Genomic DNA, 21,796 nt, shown 5'->3' with positions numbered 1-21,796 from the left:
CCCCCCCGCGCCGGGGGCGCCGCGGCGGGGGCCGCGAAGCCAAGGCCGCGCAGGCGGCCGCCCGGCGACTGAGGGCGCCGATCCATGAATGCCCTGGTTTTCCTGGTGCCGGCCGCGCTGGCGCTCGGCCTGCTCGGCCTCGCCTTCTTCCTCTGGACGCTGAAGTCGCGCCAGTACGACGACCTCGACGGCGCGGCCAGCCGCATCCTCTTCGACGACCTGCCACGGAAGGACCACACGCCATGATCTACTTCGTCGTTCTCAGCGCGATCCTCGCGGTGCTCGGCCTGTCCGCCATCGCGGCGGCGGAGGAGATCGGCCTGCTGCTGTTCGGCTACGGCCTGTTCGGCTTCGGCGTTCTCTTCGCGCTGTTCCTGGTGAAGCGCCACTTCGACTTCCTGGACGGCTCCGCGCGGCATTGAGGGCGCCGGGCTTGGCCATTGCGACGGCGCCCCGATCGCGCGAGACTGCCGCACCCGGCGCCAGGATGGTTTCGGAGAGGGAGAACGCCCCATGACACCAGCACGTATGCTTGCCGCCGCGCTGTGCGCGGCCGGACTTGTCGCCTGTGCCGACCAGCAGATGGCCGAGCCCGCGGCGGCGCCAGCCGCCGCCCCGCCGCCCCAGGCCGCCGCCGTTGCGGCCACGACGCAGCGCACCGCGGTGGTGGAGACCGTGAACATGCGCGAGCGTTCCGTGCTGCTGCGCGGCGATGCCGGCTCGCAGAACGGGGTTCTCGCCACCATCCGGGTCGGCCCGCAGGTGCGCAACCTGGCGCAGGTGAAGCCGGGCGACCGCGTCGTCTACACCGTGACGGATGCCGTGGCCGCGGTGATCGCGAAGCCCGGCGACGGTGCCGGACCGGCGGGCGCCGCCGTGGTGGCAAGCCGCGCCGCCGCGGGGCAGCGGCCCGGCGCCAGCATCACCGAGGGCACGCGGGTGCGGGTCCGCGTGGACGGGATCGATCTCGGCCGCAACACGGTGACCTTCACCGATCCGGACGGCCAGCAGCGCACCGTGCGCGTGCAGGATCCCCGCATGCGCCAGTTCATCCGCACCCTCAGCCCGGGCGACATGGTGGACATCGTCCTGATCGAGACCGCCGACCTGCGCGTGCTGCCGCCGGCCTGACGCCGGTGCCCCGCCCGTGCCGGCTCAGCCCGGCACGGGCGACAATTCCCGCTTGAGGCAACGCAGCGCGAAGCTGGTGCGCGTGTGCCGCACGCCGGGCAGGCGGTAGAGCTGGTCCCGCAGCAGCCGTTCATAGCCCACGGTGCCACCGACAGCGGCCTTGATGACGTAGTCGTATTCGCCGGTGACCAGGTGGCACTCGAGGATTTCCGGGATGGCCTGCACGGCGTCCTCGAAGCGCTTCAGATGGGCCTCGTCATGGCGTTCCATCATCACCTCGATGAACACCGTGTCCGGCAGGCCGAGCGCCGCCTGATCCAGCAGCGCGGCATAGCCGCGGATCACGCCGGCCTGCTCCAGGCGTTTCACACGCGTCCAGCAGGGCGAGGGAGACAATCCCACCTCCTCCGCCAGTTCGGTGTTGGTCAGCCGGCCTTGCCGCGCCAGGGCCCGAAGGATCTTCTTGTCGATCGCGTCCATGGCGGAAGCCTATTTCGTTCGTTCGGCGGCGCACAACAAAATACGGAAGCATCCTCTTCGCAAGGCGGCGCATCCTTCCCATAGTGCCGATATGAACGGAGCCACCGCCATGGGCAGCCTCACGCGCCCCGAAGCGAGCCTCGAGGACAAGTGGAACGCCGCCGGCGAGCCGGTGGTGATGACCGGCATCCAGGCGCTGGTCCGCCTGCCCCTGCTGCAGCGGCAGATGGACGTGGCGCAGGGCTGGAACACCGCGGGCTACATCAGCGGCTATCGCGGCTCGCCGCTCGGCGGCTACGACCAGCTTCTGCTGAAGGAGGCGAAGCGGCTCGCCGAGGCGAATGTCGTCTTCAATCCGGGCCTCAACGAGGACCTCGCCGCCACCGCGGTCTGGGGCACGCAGCAGGTGCAGCTTTCGCCCGGTGCGCGGCATGAGGGCGTGTTCGGCATCTGGTATGGAAAGGGGCCCGGAACGGATCGCAGCGGCGACGTGCTGCGCCATGCCAATTCCGCCGGCACCAGCGCGAAGGGCGGGGTGCTCGCGCTCTCCGGCGACGACCCGGCGGCGAAATCCTCCACCGTGACCAGCGGCTGCGAGCTCACCTTCCAGGACCTGGAAATTCCCGTGTTGGACCCGGCCGAGGTCGCGGAAGTGCTGGAATTCGGCATCAAGGGTCTCGCGCTGTCGCGCTACGCCGGCGTCTGGGCGGGCCTCAAATGCGTCGCCGAGACGATGGACGCGGCGCAGACGCTGCACGTGGACCCGGCAGCCTATCTCACCCACGCGCCGCGCTTCGACCTGCCGCCCGATGGCGTGCATCTGCGCATCCCCGACACCGCCCAGGCGCAGGAGCGCCGGCTGCGCCTGGTGAAGCTGCCGGCGGCGGTGGCGTTCGCCCGCGCCAACGGCTTCGACCGCATGGTGGTGGACAGCCCGAACGCCCGCTTCGGCATCGCCGTGCGCGGCAAGGCTTTTGCGACATTGCGGCAGGTGCTCGCGGATGCTGGGATTTCCCCCGACTTCGCCCGCGCCAACGGCCTGCGCATCTGGAAGGTCGGCCTTGCCTGGCCGCTTGACGCCGATGGCGCGCGCGCCTTCGCGCAAGGGCTCGAGGAGGTGCTGGTCATCGAGGACCGCCGCGCCTTCCTCGAACCGCAGCTGCGCGACGCGCTGTATCCGCTGGACCAGCGCCCGCGCATCCTCGGCAAGAAGGACGAGCGCGGCGCGCCGCTGCTGTCCGAACTCACCGAGCTCGACTCCGCCCAGGTGCTGCGCGCGCTGGCGATGCGCCTGCCGGAGGCGCTGCGCACGCCGCAACTCTCCGAACGCCTGCGCGCGCTGGAGGAGCTGGAGCGCGGCGCGGCGGAGCCGGTGACGACGCGCGATCCCTTCTTCTGCCCGGGCTGCCCGCACAACACGAGCACGCAGGTGCCGGAAGGCAGCCGCGGCCTGGCCGGCATCGGCTGCCACTGGCTCGTCACCAAGATGCCGGAGCGCAACACCACCGCCTTCACCCAGATGGGCGGGGAGGGCGTGCCCTGGCTCGGCATCGCGCCCTTCACCGACGAGGCGCACATCTTCGCCAATATCGGCGACGGCACCTGGGCGCATTCCGGCTCGCTCGCGCTGCGCGCCGCGGTGGCGGCGGGGCATCCGATGACCTTCAAGGTGCTGGTGAACTCCGCCGTCGCGATGACCGGCGGGCAGGCGGTGGAAGGCCACCCGACGGTGCCGCGCATCGCCGCGCAGATCAGGGCGGAGGGCGTGCAGCGCATCGCCATCGTCTCCGACGATCCGGACCGCCACCGGGGCGATGCGGAGATGCCGAAGGGCGTCACCTTCCACCCGCGCGCGACGCTCGATGCCGTGCAGAAGGAGCTGCGCGGCTTCCCCGGCGTGACGGCGCTGATCTACGACCAGGAATGCGCGACGGAGCGCCGCCGCAAGCGCAAGCGCGGGATGGCGGCGCAGGCCGAGCGGCGCGCCGTGATCAATCCGCGCGTCTGCGAGGATTGCGGCGAATGCTCCCGTGTCTCGAACTGCATCGCGGTGGAGCCGCTGGCCACCCCCTGGGGCCGCAAGCGCAGGATCGACCAGTCCGCCTGCAACCAGGATCTTTCGTGCGTCACGGCCTTCTGCCCCTCCTTCGTCACGCTGGTCGGCGCGGAGCCGGCGAAGCCGAAGCCGGTCGCCCCGCCGGATGGCGCGTTGCCCGATCCGGTTCTGCCGGAGCCGGTGGACGGCAAGGCCTGGAACCTCCTGATCGCCGGCGTGGGCGGGCAGGGCGTGACGGCGCTCGGCCAGATCCTCGCGATGGCGGCGCATCTGGATGGGCGGCCGTCGCGCAGCGTGGACACGCTCGGCTTCGCGCAGAAGGGTGGCGGCGTCTATGTCCAGCTCCGCATAGGCCGCGCCGGCGCGACGGAGGCCGAGATTCCGGCGCCGCGCATCGGCGCGGGCCAGGCGGATGTGCTGATCGCCTCCGACATGGTGGTGGCGCATGGGCGCAACGCGCGGCCGCTGCTGGGACCGGAGCGCACCGCGGCCATCGTCAACGCGGACATGGCGCCCACAGCCGCCTTCGTGCGCGACACCTCCACCCGCTACGATGGGCAGGCGATGCTCGGCAGCCTGCGCGCGGCCACGCGGGAGGTGTATCCGCTGCATGCGGCGGCCGAGGTGGTGGAACAGCTCGGCGACGCGATTTTTCTGAACGTCTGGCTGCTCGGTGGTGCCTTTCAGCGCGGGCTGATCCCGAGCACCGCGGGCGCGATCGAGCAGGCGATCCGCCTCAACGGCGCGCAGGTGGAACGCAACCTCGCCGCCTTCGCCCTCGGCCGTCGCGCCGTTCTGGAGGGCCGCGAGGCGACGCCGCCGCTGCCCGAGACGCTGGATGCGCTGGTCGCACGCTGCGTCGCCGATCTCACCGCCTACCAGAGCGCCCGCTACGCGCGCGGCTATGCGGAGTTCGTGGCGCAGGTGCGCGCGGCGGAAGCGCCGACGGGCAGCGAGCGGCTGACGCGCGCGGTGGCGACGCAGCTGCATCGGCTGATGGCGTTCAAGGACGAGTATGAGGTGGCGCGGCTGCATTCCCTGCCCGAATGGCGCGCGCAGCTCGCGCATGACTTCGCGGGCAGTCCGCGCATCGAGATGAACCTGGCACCGCCCCTGCTCTCGAAGCACGACCCGAACACAGGGCTGCCGGGGAAGCGCCGCTTCGGGCCGTGGATGCTCTCGGCGATGGGCCTGCTGCGGCACGGCAAGGCGCTGCGTTTCACGCCGCTCGATCCCTTCGGCCGCACCGAGGAACGCCGGATGGAGCGCGCGCTGATCGAGGAGTTCCGGGACACCATCGTCGCCATGCTGCCGAAGCTGGCGCCTGCGACGCACGCGACGATCTGCGACTGGGCCGAGGCCGCCGCCGGCATCAAGGGTTTCGGGCCGGTCAAGGCGCGCAACGTCGAGAAGACGCGGGCGCGTTGGGCGGAGATCGCGGCGCGGCTATAGTCGCGGGCGGAGAAGCCGATCATGCCCCTCGACGACGCCGCCGTCTTCGACCTGCCCGACACGACGCGCGAATTGCGGGAAACCGCGCTCGCCTTCGCACGCGACCGCCTGGCGCCGAACGCGCAGGATTGGGACGAACGAAAGCACTTCCCGGTGGACGTGCTGCGGGAGGCCGCGCAGCTCGGCATGGCCGCGCTCTATGTCCGCGAGGAATCGGGCGGCGCGGGCCTGACGCGCCTCGACGCCGCGGTGGTGTTCGAGGCGCTGGCGACCGGCTGCCCGACGACCTCCGCCTTCCTCTCCATCCACAACATGGTTGCCTGGATGATCGACCGCTTCGGCAGCGATGCGCAGCGCGCCGAATGGCTGCCGCAGCTGATCGGCATGGAGAAGATCGCCAGCTACTGTCTGACCGAGCCTGGCGCCGGCAGCGATGCCGCAGCCCTCGCCACGCGCGCCGCGCGCGACAACGCAGGCTATGTGCTGAATGGCCAAAAACAGTTCATCAGCGGGGCAGGGGCGTCGGACCTCTACCTGACGATGGTCCGCACCGGCGGCCCGGGCGCGAACGGCGTCTCGGCCCTGCTGGTCCCGAAAGAGGCGCCCGGCCTCTCTTTCGGCGCGAACGAGAAGAAGATGGGCTGGAACGCCCAGCCCACGCGCCAAGTCATCTTCGAGGATTGCCGCGTGCCGGCCGCGGCGTTGCTCGGCGAGGAAGGCCAGGGCTTCCGGTTCGCGATGGCAGGCCTTGATGGCGGGCGACTGAACATCGGCGCCTGCTCGCTCGGCGGCGCCCAGCGGGCGCTCGACATCGCCCTGGCCTATGTGAAGGACCGCAAGGCTTTCGGCCAAACGCTCGACAAATTCCAGGCGACGCAGTTCCGCCTGGCCGACATGGCGACGGAGCTCGAGGCGGCGCGCACGCTGCTCTGGCGCGCCTGCGCCAAGCTGGACGCCAAGGCGCCCGACGCCACCGCCTTCTGCGCCATGGCCAAGCGCTTCGCGACCGACACCGGCTTCCGCGTGGCGGACGAGGCCCTGCAGCTGCTCGGCGGCTATGGCTACCTGGCCGACTACGGCATCGAGAAGATCGTCCGCGACCTGCGCGTCCATCGTATCCTGGAAGGGACCAACGAGATCATGCGGCTGATCGTCGCCCGGCAGTTGCTGGGGCGCTGACGCAAGAGACGCTGGCGCGGCGGGCGCCACCTGCGGTAGAAGATCTGCATGCGTCTTTTCGCCGGCTTGCTGGTCGCGTTGGTTGCGCTGCCCGCCTCGGGACAGCCGCTGCGCAGCATGGTGGTGCCGCCCGATGCTGTGGTGGTGGTTCCACCGCGCGGCGCGGCGCTGCGCGCGGCGCCGATCCGGCCGCTTCCCGTGCCGGCGGCGCCCGTCGCCGTGGCGCCCACACCGGCCGCCCTCGCCCCCGCGGCGCTGGCACCCGCGGCGGCGGCGCCGATGGGCCTCGCGGCCGTTCCGGGGTTGCTCATCCCCCTCGCCGCCGCGGCGCTGCTCGGTGGCAGCCTGGCGGGCAGCGGTGGCAGCGGCAGCAGCGCGCCGGCGACGACGCGCTGATCGGGCCTAGCCGCGCGCCTCTGCCAGGCGCCGCTTGCGCATGTCCCGCCGCACGGACAGCGCCAGGGACAGCAGCATCAGCCCGACAATCCCGAGCGCCCAGGGGTAGTTGAGCACATACAGGGGATCGCCGCCGGCCAACTGCCAGGCACGCAGCAACTCGGTCTCGATCAATCGCCCGAGCAGCAGGCCCACCACCACCGCCGCCACCGGGAAGCCGTAGCGCGACAGCAGCCAGCCCAGCACCGCGAAGACGAACAGCGTGATCGGCCCGGCGATGGAGCCCTCGATCGCGAAGGCGCCCATGGCGGACATCACCAGCACCGAGGGGATCAGGTAGCGCAGCGGCAGCCGCACGATGGTGGATGCGCCGTAGACGAAGAGCGTGCCGACCACGACCAGGATCGCCGCCTGCGCGAAGTTCGACAGGATGATGGCGTAGACCACGTCCCGGCTCTCTTCCATGAAGCGCGGGCCGCCCACCACGTTGTGCATGGCGAAGGCGGCGAGCAGGATCGCCGTCGCGCCGCCGCCCGGGATGCCGAGGGCCAGCATCGTCGCCATGGACCCGCCCTCGGAGCTGGAATTGGCCGATTCCGCGGCGATCACGCCCTTCACATTGCCCTGGCCAAAGGTCGCGCCATCCGCCGCGTTGCGCCGCGCCTCGCCATAGGAAAGCAGGTTGGCGATCGAGGAGCCGATGCCGGGCACGGCGCCGACGAAGACGCCGATGGCGGACCCCCGCAACAGCGTCGCCGGGTTCTTCAGCACCATCCCGCCACCGGCCAGGATGCGCCGCAGGCTGATGCTGCGCTCCGCCTCCGACTCCACGATGAACTTCGCATTCACCAGCGCGAAGAGCTGGCTGGCGGCCAGGAGCCCCACCATGGCCGGGATGGTCGGGATGCCGTCCAGCAGCCAGGGAATGCCCATGTCGCCGCGCATGAAGCCGGCGGTGTTCATGCCGACCATGCCGAACAGCACGCCGAGCCCCGCGGCGAACAGCCCCTTCGCCACGCTGGATGCGCCGATGGAGCCGAGCAGCACCATCCCCCAGATGCCGATCGCCGCCATCTCGTACGGGCCGATGCGCAGGACGATCTCCGCCATCGGCTGCACCAGCAGCAGCAGGATGATGTAGGAGATCAGCACCCCGATGCAGGAGGCGAAGAGCGCCGCGCCCAGCGCCTCGTTGTGCTTCCCCTGCCGCGCCATCGGGTAGCCGTCGAAGGTGGTCGCGACGGCCGAGGAGGTGCCGGGGATGTTGATCAGCACCGCGGGGATCGAGCCGCCGAACCCCGCGCCGGTATAGACCGAGGTCAGGAAGATGATGGCCGGCAGGAACTCCATGTAGAGCGTCGCCGGCAGCACCAGCGCCATCGCCATCGAGACCGAGATCCCCGGCAGCGCGCCGAAGACCAGCCCGATCAGCAGCCCGGGCACCACCCAGATCCAGGCATCGAGCGAGCCGGCGAGCATCGCGACGGCGGCGCCGAAGGCGGCGGTGTCGATCATGCCACGTACACCGATCTGCGTGCCGACAGGCGGCCCGCGTCCGCCCGCCCCGGCGCCCCGCCCCGCCCCCCCCCCGGGCGGGGGGGGCCGGCGGCGGCGCCGGGGGCCGGCCCGCGGGCCCCGCCGCAAGTGCGGCGAAGCCAAGCGCCAGAGGCGCGCCGGCGTCTGAGGGTGAAATGCGTCAGCATTTCATGCGCCCTTCACAGCACACTCGTCGGGAAGGGGTAGGGGATCAGCAGGCGGAAGCCGTGGATCACCGCCAGCGTGAACAGCGGCGGGAACAGCAGCAGCGCCGCCGGGTGCCGCTCGCCGCCGATCACCAGCGCGACGAGCACGAAGATGCAGATCGCGACGTCGTAGCCCACCTGCTCGAGACCGGCCGTGAACAGGCCGAAGGCGAGCACCAGCGCCAGGATGCGCAGCACATCCGCCGCGGTCTCGCGCGGCGGCATGTCGGCCGGCACGCGCCGCGTCAGGCAACCGAAGGCGAGCACCGCCCAGAGGGCCAGCACCAGCCATGCCGTCGGCTGGAGCAGCAGCAGGTTCTGCGGATCGAGGGAGACGCCGCGCGCCTCCCTCAGGAAGGCGAGCACGCCGGCCGCGATCGCCGTGACGAAGCCGAGCTCCGCCCAGGCGATCTTCCGGCGCGTCACGCCCTGTGTCATCCGGCCCTGCTCAGCCAGGGCGCCCGGTGAGCAGCTCGGCATAGCGCTCCATCAGCCGCGAGGTGCTGAGATAGGCGCGGTTGGACGCCTCCGGCCCGTACCAGGTGGTGGCGAGCTGCTGGCCGTCGAGCGTGGAGATGCATTCCGGATCCTTGCTCGCCTTCTCCACCGCCTGCAGCAGGATGCGGTAGCGGTCCGGCTGCGCGTCCACGAAGCGCTTCGCGACGACGAAGCCGCGCTGCGAGCCGTCCACGAACTGCGCCTCGAAGCCGGCGGCCTTGGCGTGGTCGCTCAGGATCGGCGTGTCCGGGTAGCCGGCGTCTTTCTCGTCGGTGAAGACCAGCAGGGGCCGGATGCGGTCCTTGATCGGCAGGAAGCCCTCGCCGCCCACCAGGCCGATGTCCACCACGCCGCCCGCGGTCGCGTTGCGGGCGGGGCCGCCGCCGTCATAAGTGACGACGCGCACGCGCGAGCGGTCGATGCCGTGCCCCTGGCAGAAAAGCGCGAAGTTGATCAGGTCGGCCGAGGCCGGCTGGATGCCGACGGAGAGGCTGCGCGGATCGCGCTTCAGGCTGGCGACCACCTCGTCCACCGAACGGATCGGCTTGTCCGGCGCGCAGGCCATCAGCGTGGCGTCGCGCGACGGCAGGTTGATCATCCAGAAATCCTCGGCCTTGTAGCGCGCATTGCGCGTGATGATGGAGACCGGGATGAAGGGTGCGGCCGAATGCACCATCATCATGTAGCCGTCGTCCGGCTGCTGCAGGAAATAGGTGTTGCCGAGCACGGTGGCGCCGCCCGGCCGGTTCACCACCGTCACGGGCTGGCCGATGTGCCGCTGCAGGAAGGGCGCCATGGCGCGCGCAAGGCGGTCGTTGTAGCCGCCGGTCGCAAAGGGAACGAGGAGCGTGATCGGCCGTTCCGGGAAGCCCTGGGCGCGCGCGGCCGGTGCGGCAAGCGCGGCGCCTGCGCTTGCGGCGAGCAGGGTGCGGCGCCCGATGCGCATGGTGCGGGTGGTGTCCATTCCCGTTCGTCTCCCGTTGGTGGCCAGGCCCTGGCGCGATAGGCGACAGGCCGTGACATCGCAGCGCGGGCAAGTAGCCGTGGCGCTTCGCCATCGTCAACCGGCCCCCCGGCTTGATCGCCGGGCCCGCGCTGCGCAAGGTCCATCGGCAGCGCGGGGAGGGCAGCATGGATCTTGGCTTTCAGGGGCGCCGGGTGCTGGTGATCGGCGCCTCGGTCGGGATCGGCTTCGCCACTGCGGAGCTGCTCGCGGGCGAAGGCGCGGAGGTGCTGATCGCGTCGCGCGATCCCGCGGGCATCGCGGCGGCCGCGGAGCGCATCGCGGGCACCACCGGGAGCCGCCCGGCAACCGCGACCGCCGACATCACCCAGGAGGGCGCGGCGGACGCCCTGCTCGCCGAGGTCGCGCGGCGCTGGGGTGCGCTGGATGCGCTTGTGGATGCCGTCGGGGGGTCCATCCGCTCGGGGTTCGAGGCGCTGAGCGACGCCGACTGGCTGTCGAATTACGGCTTCAACGTACTCTCCGCCGTGCGCGCCGTCCGCGCCTCCCTGCCGTTGCTGCGCAAGGGCACGGCGCCCTCCATCGTGCTGCTCGGCGCCGCGGCCTCCCGCATGCCCTACCCCAACCAGATCGTCTCCAATGTCCACAAGGCCGGGCTGCTCGGCCTGACCAAGACGCTGGCCGGCGAATATGCGGCGGAGGGCATCCGCGTGAACTGCGTGGCGCCCGGCCGTACCCTGACGCGGTTGTGGCAGGACCGCGCCGCGAAGCTTGCCGCCGAGCGTGGCGTGCACGTCGACGAGGTCATCGCCGAATTCGCGCACGAAATCCCGCTCGGCCGCTTCGGCGCGCCCGAGGAAGTGGCGGCGATGGTGGTGTGGCTCTCCAGCCCGCGCGCCGCCTATGTCACCGGCCAGACCGTCAACGTGGACGGCGGCATCGCGCGCGGCCTGCTGTAGCGCGCCCCGTCCCGCCCTTCCAGCAACACCAGGAGCCTCACCACATGCCCAGCCGCGACGGCGCCATCTCCCGCGCGCTCTCCTTCTTCGACGATGGCGGCTACGCCGCGCTGCTCTCGCGCCTCGTCGCCATCCCCTCCACCTCCCAGGACCCCGAGCACGCCGCCGCCCTGCCGCGCTACCTGGAGGAAGGGCTGAGCGCCTGGGTGCGCAGGCTGGGCTTCGAGGCGACGATCCACCCCAATCCCAGGCCCGGCTTCGGCCCGATCCTGACGGCGACCCGCATCGAGGATCCGTCCCGCCCGACCATCCTGCTCTACGGCCATGGCGATACCGTGCGCGGCCTGGACGACCAGTGGCATGACGGGCTGAAGCCCTGGACCGTGACCGATGCCGGCGACCGCTGGTATGGCCGCGGCACCGCGGACAACAAGGGCCAGCACGCGCTGAACCTGGCCGCGCTGGAAGCCGTGCTGGCGGAGCGCGGCGGCAAGCTCGGCTTCAACGTGAAGCTGGTGATCGAGACGGCGGAGGAGCGCGGATCGCAGGGCCTGCGCGACTTCGTCGCCGCGCACAAGGACCTGCTGGCGGCCGATGCGCTGATCGCCTCCGACGGGCCGCGCGTCGAGCCGGACATGCCCACCATCACCACCGGCACGCGCGGCACCTGGCATTGCGACCTGTCGATCCGCCTTCGTCCCGGCGGCGTGCATTCCGGCCATTGGGGCGGGCTGACGCGCGATCCCGCCGTGCTGCTGTGCCACGCCATCGCGTCCATCATGGACCGCAACGGCAAGATCCTGGTGCGTGACTGGCTGCCCGCCGGCGGTGTGCCGCCGAAGGTGAAGGCGCTGCTCGATGGCTGCCCGATCGGCGGCGGCGGGGAGGCGGCGAGCGTGGACGAGGGCTGGGGCGAGCCCGGCCTGTCGGCCGCCGAGAAGATCTATGGCTGGCCGAGCTTCATCGTGCTGGCGATGGTCTCCGGCCGGCCGGAGAATCCGGTCAACGCGGTGGCACCCGATGCGCGCGCGCATTGCCAGATCCGCTACACGGTGGACGCGCCCGTGGATCGCTTCGAAGCCGCGCTGCGCGCCCATCTCGACGCGCATGGCTTCGACTTCGTGAAGATCGAGAACGCCGCGATCCGCATGCCCGCGAGCCGCACGGAAGCCGAGGACCCCTGGGTGACCTTCGCCCGCGATTCGCTGGCGCGCACGCTGGGGCGGAAGGTGCAGGTGATCCCGAACTCCTCGGGCGGCCTGCCGGGCGATGTCTTCGTGGACCACCTCGGCGTGCCGCTGGTCTGGATCCCGCACAGTTACTCCGGCTGCAAGCAGCACGGGCCGGACGAGCACCTGCTGAAGGCAACCGCGCGCGAAGGCATCGCAAGCTTCGCCGGCATCTGGTGGGACCTGGGCGAGAGCGGGGTGCCGGGCCGGCGAAGCTGAAAGTTCGGCAATCTTCGGCGCGGCCATGTGACAGGTCGCGTTACGTTTGATCACTCTGGGACATGGTCTCCGCAATCAGCGCGTTGCAGACGGGGGGCAGGATCACCCCCGTCGCGAATTCCCGCGTATCAAGGAGACGAAGATGAAGACCTCCCGCATCGCGCTGCTGGCCGGCGCCGCGGTCATTGCCGGCGCCCTGGCGCTGCCCGCCTTCGCCCAGCCCGGCCCCGGGCAGGGTCCCGGCCCGGGCGGCCCGGGCCGCGGCGCGCCCGGTTTCGCCATGGGCGAGGCCTTCGCCCGCGCCGACACCAACGGCGACCGCCAGGTCAGCCGCGACGAGGGCTGGGCCTGGCTGAGCGCGCGCTTCGCCGAGATCGACACCAACCGCGACGGTGGCGTGACGATCGAGGAGTTCCGCGCCTATGCGCAGCAGCGGATGGGCGGCCGCACCCCGCCGGCGGAGATGCGCGAGCGCGCCGAGCAGCGCGGCATGGCGATGTTCCGCGCCCTCGACGTGGACGGCAATGGCAGCATCACCCTCGAGGAGATCCGGCCCTTCGCCGAGGCGATGTTCCGCGCCCGCGACACCAATGCGGATGGCCAGCTTTCCCGCGAGGAGGTGATGCCCCGCCGCGCGGGGTATCATCGCCATGGCCATCACCACGGCCAGGGCGGCGAGCGCCGCGGCCCGCCCGCGCAGCCGCAGTCGAACTGAGCTGCGCCCCTCCCTCCCCCGTCGCAGCGGGGGAGGGCCCCTTCTACCTGCCCACTTCCGGCGCCCGCTTCACCAGCGCCGCATCGAGTTCCGCGCGGCGCTCCCAGAGCCCGCGATACCAGGCAAGCCGCGCCGGCACCTGGCGCGCCACCAGCCGGTTTTCCCGCACCCAGTCCCGCGCCGCATCGCCCATGGCGCGCGCGCGCTCAGGCGCTGCCAGCAGCGCACGCAGGCGCGCGCCCAGCGCCTGCGGCCCGTCCACAAGGAAGCCGGTCTCGCCGTCCCGGATCGTCGCCCCATAGACCAAAGGGCTCGCCAGGCAGCAGAGCCGATGCGCGCCCGCCTCGACGAATTTCAGGTCCGACTTGAAGCTGTTGAAGCGCGTGTCGGCCAGCGGCAGGAACGCGATCTCGCACCGCGCCATCAGCGCACGATACGCCGCGTAGGGCAGCAGCGGATGGAAGCGCTTGTGCGGCGTGCGCAGCGCATCGAAGCTTGCCCGGTCGAAGATCACCTCCACCGCGAGCCTGTCGCCGGCCTCCGCCAGCACCGCATTCAGCGCGTCCAGATAGGGCGCGGTGTCGTCCTCGCGCCGCAGCGCGCCGAGGAACAGCGTCAGCCGCGACGGGTCGCCGAAATTCGCGGGCTCCGGCAGCGCCGCGACGGTGTTCGGGAAGACCGTCACCTCGTCGTTGAAGCCGCGGAACAGCGCCTCCAGCGCCGGCGTCGAGGTCTGCACCGCATGCACGCCGCGGAAGGCGAAGTGGTTGGAGTCCGCGATCACCGGCCAATGCGCGGGATCGTCGTCGAACTCCTGCACCAGCACCCAGCCCCGGCGCCGGAAGTGATTGACGAAGGCCGGCGCCTCCGGCGTGTTCAGCAGGCGCCGGTGCAGGATGAGCAGGCGCGGCGTGCCCTCCGGCAGGGTCGGCGTCTCCGGCCGCTCGCCGATGCGCAGCGCGATGCCCGGATGCGTCGCGATGGCGCCGAGGGGCATGTCCACGCGCACCTCGTTCACGCCGCCGACCGGCTTCAGCACATGCGCCAGCAGCATCAGCGGCGTCGGCGCGCGGCGCGCGGCGCGGAGCAGCCAGCGTGGCGGGCCGGCGCGGCGCAGATAGGCGGCGGCATCGCTGCCGAGCGCGGCGAGCGCCGGCGCGATGCGTTGCGCGAAGGCGTCCGCCTCCTGCGCGTCCGGCAGGGCAGGGACATCGAGCGGAACCAGGCCGGCGGCCCGCACCGCCGCCAGCAGCCCTTCCCGCGTCATGGCGCCGGTCTGCGGCGCTGCCGGGGTTGCGCCGCCCACCAGCACCCGCTGCGCCAGGCGCCAATGCTCGGCATTGGGCGCATCCACCAGCAGCACGCCCTCGGGCGCGAGCAGCGCCGCGGCGTCGCGGATCGCCGCCGCAGCATCGGCGGCCGGCACGTGCAGCACGACCAGATCGGCGCCCGCCTGCGCATCGGCGATCGCCGCGTGAGGGAGGCGGGTCAGGACGCAGCCAGGGTCGTGCCGCGCGAGCCAGGCGCCCAGCGCGCCATCGCCGCCGATCTGCACCGCCCGCGCCAGGCCGAGCGGGACGCGTGCGCAGAGTGCGGCATCGGCAGGTGCGGCGACGGGATCGAGGGGGCGCATCGGCCCCCCTCTTCCCGGCATTGCGGCAGGCGTCAATCCGCGCTGGCGCGGAGGCCGGCCGCGACCCGCCCCGCGCTTGTCGTTGCGCGGCCCCCCGTGTTACGGCCGAAGACCGGTCGGGTCGCAGGGGAGCCGGCCGAGCCCGACGGAACGCCATGCCGCCACCTGCCCCCCCGCCTGCTCGGATATCCGCCCGCGCGCCCGTCCGCGCCGCGCCTTCGGCCGCCGATCTCGCGCGTCTCGAGGCGCAGCTGCGCGAGCGCGTCCTGGCGCAGCCGACCTCCGGCATGCATTGGCAGCAGCTCGCCGCCCTGCTGGCGCAGACCGGCCGGCATGGCGAGGCCGCCGACGCCTTCGCCCGCGCCGCCGAGCACGGCGCCTCGGCCCAGGCACTGGCGCTGCCCTGGGCACTCGCGTTGAGCCATGCCGGGCGGCACGCAGAGGCGGTGGCGGTGCTGCAGCCCGCACAGGAGCGCAAGCCGAAGGATTTCGTGCTGGCCAACACCCTCGGCGTGCTGCTGAAGCGGGCTGGCCGCCTCGACGACGCCGTGCCGGTTCTGGAAGTTGCAAGAAAACTCGATCCGCGCAGCGTCTCGCCCTGCCAGAATCTCGGCAACACGCAGGAGCTGCGCGGCGATTTCGCCGCCGCCGCCGCCGCCTTCGCGGCCGGGCTGAAGCTCGACCCGCGCAATGGGGAGTTGTGGCGGCTGCACGGTCGCGCGCTGCGCGCCCTGAACGACATGGACGGCGCGCTGGCCAGCTTCGACAAGGCCTTCGCCCTCGATCCCCGTAACCGGGAGATCGGCACGACGCTGATCGGCCTTCTGCTCGAGCGCGGCGAGAACGAGCGCGCGCTCGGTATCGTGCAGAAGCTGCGCGTCGCCCTGCCGGACGACCCGATGCCGGAGGTGATGGAAGGCCGCATCCTGCTGCGCCAGGGCCGCGTCGCCGAGGCGCGCGAGCGACTGGAGGCGGTGATCGCCCGCCGTCCCGGCGACCGCCCGGCCAACATGCTGCTGGCACGCCTGCATGGCGACGGCGACCGCCGCGCGGCGAACGAAGCGCTGGAACGCGCCTATGCCGCCGAGCCCGACAACCCCGAGGTGATGGACGCGCTGGTCGAGAGCCTCTCGCGCAGCCGCTACGACAGCGAGGTGGCGCATCTCGAACGCGCCTATGTCATCGCCTGCCGCCTGATGGAGCGCCACCCGGATCGCGTGGCGCGCTATGCACGCTCGCTGCGCACGGTGTTCCAGCGCGTGCTGGACCTGAAGCGGCTGGAGGCCACCGGCACGCTGGCGCAGCTCGCGCCGCTCTGGCTCGCCGAGAACCGCATCTCGGCCCTGCACTACGAGCTCGGCCAGGTGGAGACGCTGGAGGATCGCCTCAAGGTCGTCGAATGGCACCGCGCCTGGGGGCGGCGGGAGGAGGCGGCCATCAGGCCGGTGGTGCTGCCCGCGCGGCCGGCGATCCATGCCGAGCGCAAGCTGCGCGTCGGCTTCATGTCCTCCGACCTGCGCAACCACCCCGTGACCTATTTCGCGCTGCCGCTGCTGGAAAGCTACGACCGCGACCGCGTGCAGGTCTTCTGCTATTCCTTCTACGAAGGCGAGCGCGACGGCGTGCAGCAGCATATCGAGCAGAAGGTGGACGCCTTCCGCTGGTGGCCGCGCCAGCCCAGCGCGAAGGTCGCCGAGGACATCGCGCGCGACGAGCTCGACATCCTGTTCGAGCTCGGCGGCTCCACCGCGATGAACAAGCTCGACGTCATGGCATACCGCCCCGCGCGGATCGGCGCGAGCTGGCTCGGCTATCCGCATTCGGCGGGGCTGGAGCGCATCGACTACATCCTGACCGATCCCTACATCCGCCCGACCGATCCGCGCCTGCTGATCGAGAAGGCCTTCGAGATGCCCGACAGCTGGGTGACGCTCGGCCGCCTCGGCTTCAACGACCGCGTGCCGATCGAGGATGGCACGCCGGAGGAGCGCCAGGGCGCGCTGACCTTCGGCACCATGAACAACCCCTACAAATACACGACGAGATGTCTGGATGCCTGGGCCGCCGTGCTGCGCGCCGTGCCGGGAAGCCGCTTCCTGTTCGTGCGCCCGGAGGCGAGCGGCGAAAGCTTCGTGAAGAATGCCGGCGAGGTCTTCTCGGCACGCGGCGTGGATCCGTCCCGGCTCGATTTCGTCGGCGTGCGCGGCAAGCACCTGCCCTACTACAACCGCATCGACATCGCGCTCGACAGCTTTCCGCATGTCGGCGGCACCACCACCTGCGAGACGCTGTGGATGGGCGTGCCGACCATCACGCTGGTCGGCGCCGGCTTCCCGGAGCGGCTGTCCTATTCCAACCTGTCCAATGCCGGCCTGGGGGAGCTCTGCGCGCACAGCGTGGAGGAATTCGTGCAGATCGCAGCGGGGCTTGCGGAGGACCGCGCGAAGCGCCGGCTCTGGCGCACCGGCCTGCGCGACATGATCCGCGCGCGTCCCCTCGGCGACGTGCAGCGCTTCGTGGATGCCTTCTACGCGAAGGCGAAGGAGGTCTGCGGGTGAGGCTCCAGCGTTGTCCGGGCCCGATGCGGCCTGCACAGCAGGCCGAGGCCGCGAACGCGGCCCGCCGCCCATGCGGCGAGCCAAGCGCGCGGAGCGCGCGCCCGGCGCTTGAGGGCACAGGATGAAAGCCGTCATCCTCGCCGGCGGGCGCGGCACGCGGCTGGCGGAGGAAACCTCGCTCCGCCCGAAGCCGATGGTCGAGATCGGCGGGCGGCCGATCCTCTGGCACATCATGAAGATCTACGCCGCGCACGGCGTGACCGACTTCGTCATCTGCCTCGGCTACAAGGGCTGGCAGATCAAGGAATTCTTCCTGAACTATCGGAGCCATGCCGCCGACCTCACCGTGGATCTCGCCACCGGCGCCGTGGAGGTGCTGCGCCCGAACGCCGAGCCCTGGCGCGTGACGCTGGTGGATACCGGCGAGGACACGATGACCGGCGGCCGTCTGCGCCGGATCGCACCACATGTCGCGGGCGACGAGGCCTTCTGCATGACCTATGGCGACGGCGTCGGCGATGTGGACATCAGCGCGCTCATCGCCTTCCACCGCGGGCATGGCCGGCAGGCGACCGTCACCGCCGTCGTGCCGCCCGGCCGCTTCGGCGCGCTGCGGCGCGACGGCGACCGCGTGAGCGCCTTCACGGAGAAGCCCGCCGGCGATGGCGGCACCATCAATGGCGGGTTTTTCGTTCTTTCGCCCGCTGTGCTCGATCGCATCTCCGGCGACGCGACGGTGTGGGAGAACGAGCCGCTGACAGGCTTGGCGCGCGACGGCGAACTCCATGCCTACGACCATCGCGGCTTCTGGCAGCCGATGGACACGCTGCGCGACCGCGAGCAGCTCGAGCGCCTCTGGGCCGAGGGCCGCGCGCCGTGGCGGGTGTGGTGACGCAACCCGACGCGGCGTTCTGGCGTGGCCGCCGCGTGCTGGTCACCGGGCATACCGGCTTCAAGGGAAGCTGGCTGGTCCGCATGCTGGACGGGCTGGGCGCGCAGGTGACGGGCATCGCACTTGATCCCGAGCCCGGCGCGACAGCCTTTGCCGCCATGCGCGTGGCCGACGTCCTGGAACGCGACACGCGCCTCGACATCCGCGACGCGGCGACATTGCTCGACGCTGTTCGCGCGGCTCAGCCGCAGATCGTGCTGCACCTGGCCGCGCAGGCGCTGGTCGGACGCAGCCATGCGGATCCCGCCGGCACCTTCGCGTCCAACGTCGGCGGCACCGTCAACCTGCTGCAGGCATTGCGCGGCCTTCCGGGCGTGCAGGCCGCCGTGATCGTCACCTCCGACAAGGTCTATCGCAATGACGGCAGCGGCCGCCGCTTCACGGAGGACGACCCGCTGGGCGGCGAGGATCCCTACAGCGCGTCCAAGGCCGCGGCCGAGATCGCCGTCACCTCCTGGCGCGCCAGTTTCGGTCGTGACCTGCCGCCGCTCGCCACCGCGCGCGCCGGGAACGTGATCGGCGGCGGCGATTTCTGCGAGGCGCGCATCATCCCCGACCTGGTGCGCGCCCAGATGGCCGGCGAGGCGCTTGTGGTGCGCCGCCCGGATGCCACGCGCCCCTTCCAGCATGTGCTGGACGTGCTGCGCGGCTACCTGCTGCTTGCCGAGGCGCTGGTCGCCGGCACGGCGCCGCCGGCGCTGAACTTCGGCCCGCAGGACGGCGAAATTCGCGTGCGCGACCTGCTCGCGCTCTGGGGTGAAGTGCGCTGGGTGCAGGCACCCGGCGAGGTCATGCACGAAGCACCGCGCCTCGCGCTGGATTCGTCGCGGGCGACCGAAACGCTCGGCTGGCGCCCTCTGCTCGACACGCCGCGCGCCATCGTCGCGACCGCGGCATGGTACGCGGCGTGGCAGGGGGGTGAGGACATGGTCGCGGTGACGCGGCGCGAGATCGCCGAGGCCCTGCGAGCATGAGCGCAACCCCCGTCACCGCCTGCCGCGCCTGCGGCGGCCCGCTCGGCGTCACCTTCTGCGACCTCGGCGTGCAGCCGGTCGCCAATTCCTACATCCCGCCCGAACACGCGAACGCGCCCGAACCGCGCCATCCCCTGCGCGCCGTGGTCTGCCGCGATTGCCGCCTGGTGCAGCTCGACACCGTGGTGGACGCCGAGGGGATCTTTTCCGACTACGCCTATTTCTCCTCCGCCTCGGCGTCGTGGCTCGACCACGCCGCGCGCTTCGCCCGCGAGATGACGACCCGCTTCGGCCTCGGCGCGAGCAGCTTCGTCGTGGAGGTCGCCTCCAACGACGGCTACCTGCTCCGAAACTTCGTCGCCGCCGGCATCCCCTGCCTCGGCATCGAGCCTGCCGCCAATGTCGCGGAGGTCGCCCGCGCCAACGGCGTGCCGACCGAGACGCGCTTCTTCGGCGAGGCGACGGCGCGCGATCTTGTCGCCCGGCGCGGCCATGCCGACCTGATCGCCGCCAACAACGTCTATGCGCATGTGCCAGCCATCAACGATTTCACCGCGGGGTTGGCGGCGCTTGCCGGCGCGCGCGGCGTCGTCTCGATCGAGCAGCCGCATCTGGTGCGCATGGTCGAAGGCGTGCAGTTCGACACGATCTATCACGAGCACTATGCCTACTGGTCGCTGCTGGCGATGGAGCGCATCCTGGCCCGCCACGGCCTGCAAGTCTTCGACGTGCAGCGCCTGCCAACCCATGGCGGCTCCATCCGCGTCTTTTCTTCGTGTGCCGATCGCGGCGCCTCCGACACGCTGCGCGAAATCCGCGCGGAGGAGGCGGCGCTGGGCCTCGATGCGGACGCCTACTACGCAGGCTTCGAGGCGCGTGCGCAGCAGACGCTCGCGGGCTTCCGAAGCTGGCTGCGCGAGGCACGCGCGGCGGGCCGCCGCATCGGCGCCTATGGTGCGGCGGCGAAGGGCAACACCTTCCTCAACGCCGCCGGCGTCACCGCCACCGACATCCTCGCCGTCGCCGATGCCAGCCCCGCGAAGCAGGGGCGCCTGCTGCCCGGCAGCCGCATCCCCGTCGTCAGGCCGGCTGCGCTTCTGGCCATGCCGCTCGATGACATCCTGATCCTGCCCTGGAACATCGCGCCCGAGATCTGCGGGCAGATCCGCGCCGGCGGCTTCCGGGGCCGCGTGCTGATAGCGGTGCCGGCGATGCGCGAGATCGCGCCGTGATCTTTCGCGCGCTGGACCTGCGCGGCGCCTACGAAATCCTGCCCGAACGCGCGCGCGACGACCGCGGCGCCTTCTTCCGCAGCTTCTGCGAGGCGGAATTCGCCGCCGCCGGCCTCGCCTTCCGCCCGGTGCAGGCCAGCATCTCGGAGAATCCGCGCCGTCACACGCTGCGGGGGATGCACTGGCAGGCGCCGCCGTCCGGGGAGCGCAAGCTGATCCGCTGCATTCGTGGCGCGGTGCAGGACGTGGCGCTCGACCTGCGCGCCGGAAGCGCGACGCGGCTGCGCCATGTCGCCGTCACGCTCTCGGCCGAAGCCGGCAATGCCATCCTCATCCCCGCCGGCTGCGCGCATGGCTTCCTCACGCTCACCGACGACGCCGCGCTGGAATACATGATGGACGTGCCCTTCGCCCCCGGCCTCGGCCGCGGCGCGCGCTGGGACGATCCGGCTTTCGGCATCGCATGGCCGGCACCACCGGCGGTGATCTCGGAGCGGGACGCCACCTGGCCGGACTTCGATGGCTGAGCGCATCCTGGTCACCGGCGCCTCGGGCTTCGTCGGCCGCGCCGTGCTCGCGCCGCTGCTGGCCCGGCGTTTCGCGGTGCATGCCGTGTCGCGAGAGCCCCCACCCAACCCTCCCCCGCACTGCGGGGGAGGGTTTTTCGCCCACCACGCCGCCAACCTGCTCGACACCACCGCCACCCGCGCCCTGCTGCGGGACATCCGGCCGACGCATCTGCTTCACTGCGCCTGGTATGTGGCGCACGGCAAATTCTGGACGGCGCCGGAGAATGCCGACTGGCTGGAAGCCTCGGACTTCCTCGCCGCCGCCTTCGGGGAATCCGGCGGCCGCCGCTTCATCGGCCTCGGCACCTGCGCCGAATACGCCGACGAAGCCGGAGATGACGACAAGCCTTGGCCGGAAACGCGGCGGATCGCGCCGGTCACGCCCTATGGCCGCGCCAAGGCCGAACTCGCCGCCCGCCTTGCGCAGCGCCCGGGGACCGTCTGGGCGCGCCTCTTCCACCTCTTCGGCCCCGGCGAGCACCCGAACCGCCTGGTCCCGTCGATCGTCCTGGCGCTGCAAGAGGGCAGGGAGGCGCGCTTCGCCTCCGGCCGCCCGATCCGGGATTTCTGCTCCACCGGCTTCGTCGGGCGCGCCCTGGCGGCGCTGGCTGCCAGCGATGTCACCGGCCCGGTGAACATCGCCTCCGGCGAGGGCCGGTCCATCGCATCCGTCGCGCGCCTGCTGGCCGAGGCCGCCGGCCGCCCGGACCTGCTGCGGCTCGGCGCCCTGCCGGACCGCCCGAACGAGGTGCCGTGCATGGTGGCGGACGTGACGCGCCTGCGCCGCGGGGGCGGCGTTGGCGGCCCGCCGGGGGGGGAAAGGGGCCGGAGGGGCCTGGGGGGGGCGGGAGGGGTTGG

20 protein-coding genes are annotated in these 21,796 nt (G+C 71.8%); 15 read left to right on the top strand and 5 right to left on the bottom strand.

Annotated features, from left to right (window positions below; genetic code table 11):
* Nucleotides 1-84 precede the first annotated feature (84 nt).
* From ccoS to AC1MIR_RS16015, 3 genes are all read left to right on the top strand, one after another.
* Nucleotides 85-246: a cbb3-type cytochrome oxidase assembly protein CcoS gene (ccoS, locus tag AC1MIR_RS16025; protein ID WP_480029187.1), complete on the top strand. Its 162-nt coding sequence runs from the start codon at nt 85-87 to the stop codon at nt 244-246.
* Nucleotides 243-422 carry a hypothetical protein gene (locus AC1MIR_RS16020; RefSeq protein WP_480029186.1) on the top strand — a complete coding sequence of 60 codons (180 nt, stop codon included), beginning with the start codon at nt 243-245 and terminating at the stop codon, nt 420-422. Before ccoS ends, AC1MIR_RS16020 begins: the two co-directional genes overlap by 4 nt.
* 91 nt (nt 423-513) lie before the next feature.
* The gene (locus AC1MIR_RS16015; RefSeq protein ID WP_480029185.1) at nt 514-1,131 is read left to right on the top strand and encodes a hypothetical protein; all 618 of its coding nucleotides are present in this window, start codon (nt 514-516) and stop codon (nt 1,129-1,131) included.
* A 24-nt stretch (nt 1,132-1,155) separates the two neighbouring features.
* Here the strand turns inward: AC1MIR_RS16015 and AC1MIR_RS16010 are convergent, their stop codons facing one another.
* A complete protein-coding gene (locus AC1MIR_RS16010; protein WP_480029184.1) occupies nt 1,156-1,611 on the bottom strand; it encodes an Lrp/AsnC family transcriptional regulator in 456 nt (151 codons plus the stop codon).
* 109 nt (nt 1,612-1,720) lie between these two features.
* On the opposite strand from AC1MIR_RS16010, the gene AC1MIR_RS16005 reads away from it, so the two are divergent.
* Genes AC1MIR_RS16005 through AC1MIR_RS15995 form a run of 3 tightly spaced genes read left to right on the top strand, consistent with a single transcriptional unit; the run spans nt 1,721 to nt 6,694 of the window.
* The gene (locus AC1MIR_RS16005; RefSeq protein WP_480029183.1) at nt 1,721-5,119 is read left to right on the top strand and encodes an indolepyruvate ferredoxin oxidoreductase family protein; all 3,399 of its coding nucleotides are present in this window, start codon (nt 1,721-1,723) and stop codon (nt 5,117-5,119) included.
* A 21-nt stretch (nt 5,120-5,140) separates the two neighbouring features.
* Complete coding sequence (locus AC1MIR_RS16000; protein ID WP_480029182.1) at nt 5,141-6,298, top strand: acyl-CoA dehydrogenase family protein; 1,158 nt, start codon at nt 5,141-5,143, stop codon at nt 6,296-6,298.
* A gap of 48 nt (nt 6,299-6,346) precedes the next feature.
* On the top strand, nt 6,347-6,694 hold the full coding sequence (locus AC1MIR_RS15995; protein ID WP_480029181.1) for a hypothetical protein: 348 nt from the start codon (nt 6,347-6,349) through the stop codon (nt 6,692-6,694).
* A 6-nt stretch (nt 6,695-6,700) separates the two neighbouring features.
* Here AC1MIR_RS15995 and AC1MIR_RS15990 read toward each other — a convergent pair whose 3' ends face one another.
* From AC1MIR_RS15990 to AC1MIR_RS15980, 3 genes are all read right to left on the bottom strand, one after another.
* The gene (locus AC1MIR_RS15990; protein ID WP_480029180.1) at nt 6,701-8,209 is read right to left on the bottom strand and encodes a tripartite tricarboxylate transporter permease; all 1,509 of its coding nucleotides are present in this window, start codon (nt 8,207-8,209) and stop codon (nt 6,701-6,703) included.
* 200 nt (nt 8,210-8,409) lie between these two features.
* The gene (locus AC1MIR_RS15985; RefSeq protein WP_480029179.1) at nt 8,410-8,874 is read right to left on the bottom strand and encodes a hypothetical protein; all 465 of its coding nucleotides are present in this window, start codon (nt 8,872-8,874) and stop codon (nt 8,410-8,412) included.
* 10 nt (nt 8,875-8,884) lie between these two features.
* Nucleotides 8,885-9,898, bottom strand: coding sequence for a tripartite tricarboxylate transporter substrate binding protein (locus tag AC1MIR_RS15980; RefSeq protein WP_480029178.1), 1,014 nt, complete (start codon nt 9,896-9,898; stop codon nt 8,885-8,887).
* A 167-nt stretch (nt 9,899-10,065) separates the two neighbouring features.
* On the opposite strand from AC1MIR_RS15980, the gene AC1MIR_RS15975 reads away from it, so the two are divergent.
* The 3 genes from AC1MIR_RS15975 (at nt 10,066) to AC1MIR_RS15965 (ending at nt 13,020) form a co-directional block, all read left to right on the top strand.
* Nucleotides 10,066-10,857 carry an SDR family NAD(P)-dependent oxidoreductase gene (locus AC1MIR_RS15975; RefSeq protein WP_480029177.1) on the top strand — a complete coding sequence of 264 codons (792 nt, stop codon included), beginning with the start codon at nt 10,066-10,068 and terminating at the stop codon, nt 10,855-10,857.
* A gap of 44 nt (nt 10,858-10,901) precedes the next feature.
* A complete protein-coding gene (locus AC1MIR_RS15970; RefSeq protein ID WP_480029176.1) occupies nt 10,902-12,305 on the top strand; it encodes a M20/M25/M40 family metallo-hydrolase in 1,404 nt (467 codons plus the stop codon).
* A 142-nt stretch (nt 12,306-12,447) separates the two neighbouring features.
* Nucleotides 12,448-13,020: an EF-hand domain-containing protein gene (locus tag AC1MIR_RS15965; protein ID WP_480029175.1), complete on the top strand. Its 573-nt coding sequence runs from the start codon at nt 12,448-12,450 to the stop codon at nt 13,018-13,020.
* A 43-nt stretch (nt 13,021-13,063) separates the two neighbouring features.
* Here AC1MIR_RS15965 and AC1MIR_RS15960 read toward each other — a convergent pair whose 3' ends face one another.
* Nucleotides 13,064-14,653 (bottom strand): glycosyltransferase family protein, encoded by a 1,590-nt coding sequence (locus AC1MIR_RS15960; protein WP_480029174.1) that lies wholly within the window; start codon nt 14,651-14,653, stop codon nt 13,064-13,066.
* A 287-nt stretch (nt 14,654-14,940) separates the two neighbouring features.
* Between AC1MIR_RS15960 and AC1MIR_RS15955 the strand changes: the two genes are divergently transcribed.
* The 6 genes from AC1MIR_RS15955 to AC1MIR_RS15930 form a co-directional block, all read left to right on the top strand.
* Nucleotides 14,941-17,211 (top strand): tetratricopeptide repeat protein, encoded by a 2,271-nt coding sequence (locus AC1MIR_RS15955; protein ID WP_480029173.1) that lies wholly within the window; start codon nt 14,941-14,943, stop codon nt 17,209-17,211.
* 121 nt (nt 17,212-17,332) lie between these two features.
* Complete coding sequence (rfbF, locus tag AC1MIR_RS15950; RefSeq protein WP_480029172.1) at nt 17,333-18,103, top strand: glucose-1-phosphate cytidylyltransferase; 771 nt, start codon at nt 17,333-17,335, stop codon at nt 18,101-18,103.
* Nucleotides 18,100-19,137 (top strand): CDP-glucose 4,6-dehydratase, encoded by a 1,038-nt coding sequence (rfbG, locus tag AC1MIR_RS15945; protein ID WP_480029171.1) that lies wholly within the window; start codon nt 18,100-18,102, stop codon nt 19,135-19,137. Before rfbF ends, rfbG begins: the two co-directional genes overlap by 4 nt.
* The gene (locus AC1MIR_RS15940) at nt 19,134-20,369 is read left to right on the top strand and encodes a methyltransferase domain-containing protein (protein WP_480029170.1); all 1,236 of its coding nucleotides are present in this window, start codon (nt 19,134-19,136) and stop codon (nt 20,367-20,369) included. The genes rfbG and AC1MIR_RS15940 overlap by 4 nt, the downstream gene beginning before the upstream one ends.
* Entirely contained in the window at nt 20,366-20,896 is a 531-nt protein-coding gene (locus tag AC1MIR_RS15935; protein ID WP_480029169.1) for a dTDP-4-dehydrorhamnose 3,5-epimerase family protein, read from the top strand. Before AC1MIR_RS15940 ends, AC1MIR_RS15935 begins: the two co-directional genes overlap by 4 nt.
* Nucleotides 20,889-21,796: NAD-dependent epimerase/dehydratase family protein (locus AC1MIR_RS15930; protein WP_480029168.1), on the top strand; the 908-nt coding region annotated here is incomplete at its 3' end. The genes AC1MIR_RS15935 and AC1MIR_RS15930, both read left to right, overlap by 8 nt.

It is taken from the genome of Falsiroseomonas sp. RANM36 (genome assembly GCF_056682175.1).
The sequence above is the reverse complement of the archived record's forward strand: the minus strand, read 5'-3'. Positions and strand labels throughout refer to the sequence as shown.

Bases quoted from the DNA above. Each gene is read 5' to 3' on its own strand.
- ccoS (WP_480029187.1), top strand. From the start codon at position 85: ATGAATGCCCTGGTTTTCCTGGTGCCGGCCGCGCTGGCGCTCGGCCTG.
- AC1MIR_RS16020 (WP_480029186.1), top strand. From the start codon at position 243: ATGATCTACTTCGTCGTTCTCAGCGCGATCCTCGCGGTGCTCGGCCTG.
- AC1MIR_RS16015 (WP_480029185.1), top strand. From the start codon at position 514: ATGACACCAGCACGTATGCTTGCCGCCGCGCTGTGCGCGGCCGGACTT.
- AC1MIR_RS16010 (WP_480029184.1), bottom strand. From the start codon at position 1,611: ATGGACGCGATCGACAAGAAGATCCTTCGGGCCCTGGCGCGGCAAGGC.
- AC1MIR_RS16005 (WP_480029183.1), top strand. From the start codon at position 1,721: ATGGGCAGCCTCACGCGCCCCGAAGCGAGCCTCGAGGACAAGTGGAAC.
- AC1MIR_RS16000 (WP_480029182.1), top strand. From the start codon at position 5,141: ATGCCCCTCGACGACGCCGCCGTCTTCGACCTGCCCGACACGACGCGC.
- AC1MIR_RS15995 (WP_480029181.1), top strand. From the start codon at position 6,347: ATGCGTCTTTTCGCCGGCTTGCTGGTCGCGTTGGTTGCGCTGCCCGCC.
- AC1MIR_RS15990 (WP_480029180.1), bottom strand. From the start codon at position 8,209: ATGATCGACACCGCCGCCTTCGGCGCCGCCGTCGCGATGCTCGCCGGC.
- AC1MIR_RS15985 (WP_480029179.1), bottom strand. From the start codon at position 8,874: ATGACACAGGGCGTGACGCGCCGGAAGATCGCCTGGGCGGAGCTCGGC.
- AC1MIR_RS15980 (WP_480029178.1), bottom strand. From the start codon at position 9,898: ATGGACACCACCCGCACCATGCGCATCGGGCGCCGCACCCTGCTCGCC.
- AC1MIR_RS15975 (WP_480029177.1), top strand. From the start codon at position 10,066: ATGGATCTTGGCTTTCAGGGGCGCCGGGTGCTGGTGATCGGCGCCTCG.
- AC1MIR_RS15970 (WP_480029176.1), top strand. From the start codon at position 10,902: ATGCCCAGCCGCGACGGCGCCATCTCCCGCGCGCTCTCCTTCTTCGAC.
- AC1MIR_RS15965 (WP_480029175.1), top strand. From the start codon at position 12,448: ATGAAGACCTCCCGCATCGCGCTGCTGGCCGGCGCCGCGGTCATTGCC.
- AC1MIR_RS15960 (WP_480029174.1), bottom strand. From the start codon at position 14,653: ATGCGCCCCCTCGATCCCGTCGCCGCACCTGCCGATGCCGCACTCTGC.
- AC1MIR_RS15955 (WP_480029173.1), top strand. From the start codon at position 14,941: ATGCATTGGCAGCAGCTCGCCGCCCTGCTGGCGCAGACCGGCCGGCAT.
- rfbF (WP_480029172.1), top strand. From the start codon at position 17,333: ATGAAAGCCGTCATCCTCGCCGGCGGGCGCGGCACGCGGCTGGCGGAG.
- AC1MIR_RS15940 (WP_480029170.1), top strand. From the start codon at position 19,134: ATGAGCGCAACCCCCGTCACCGCCTGCCGCGCCTGCGGCGGCCCGCTC.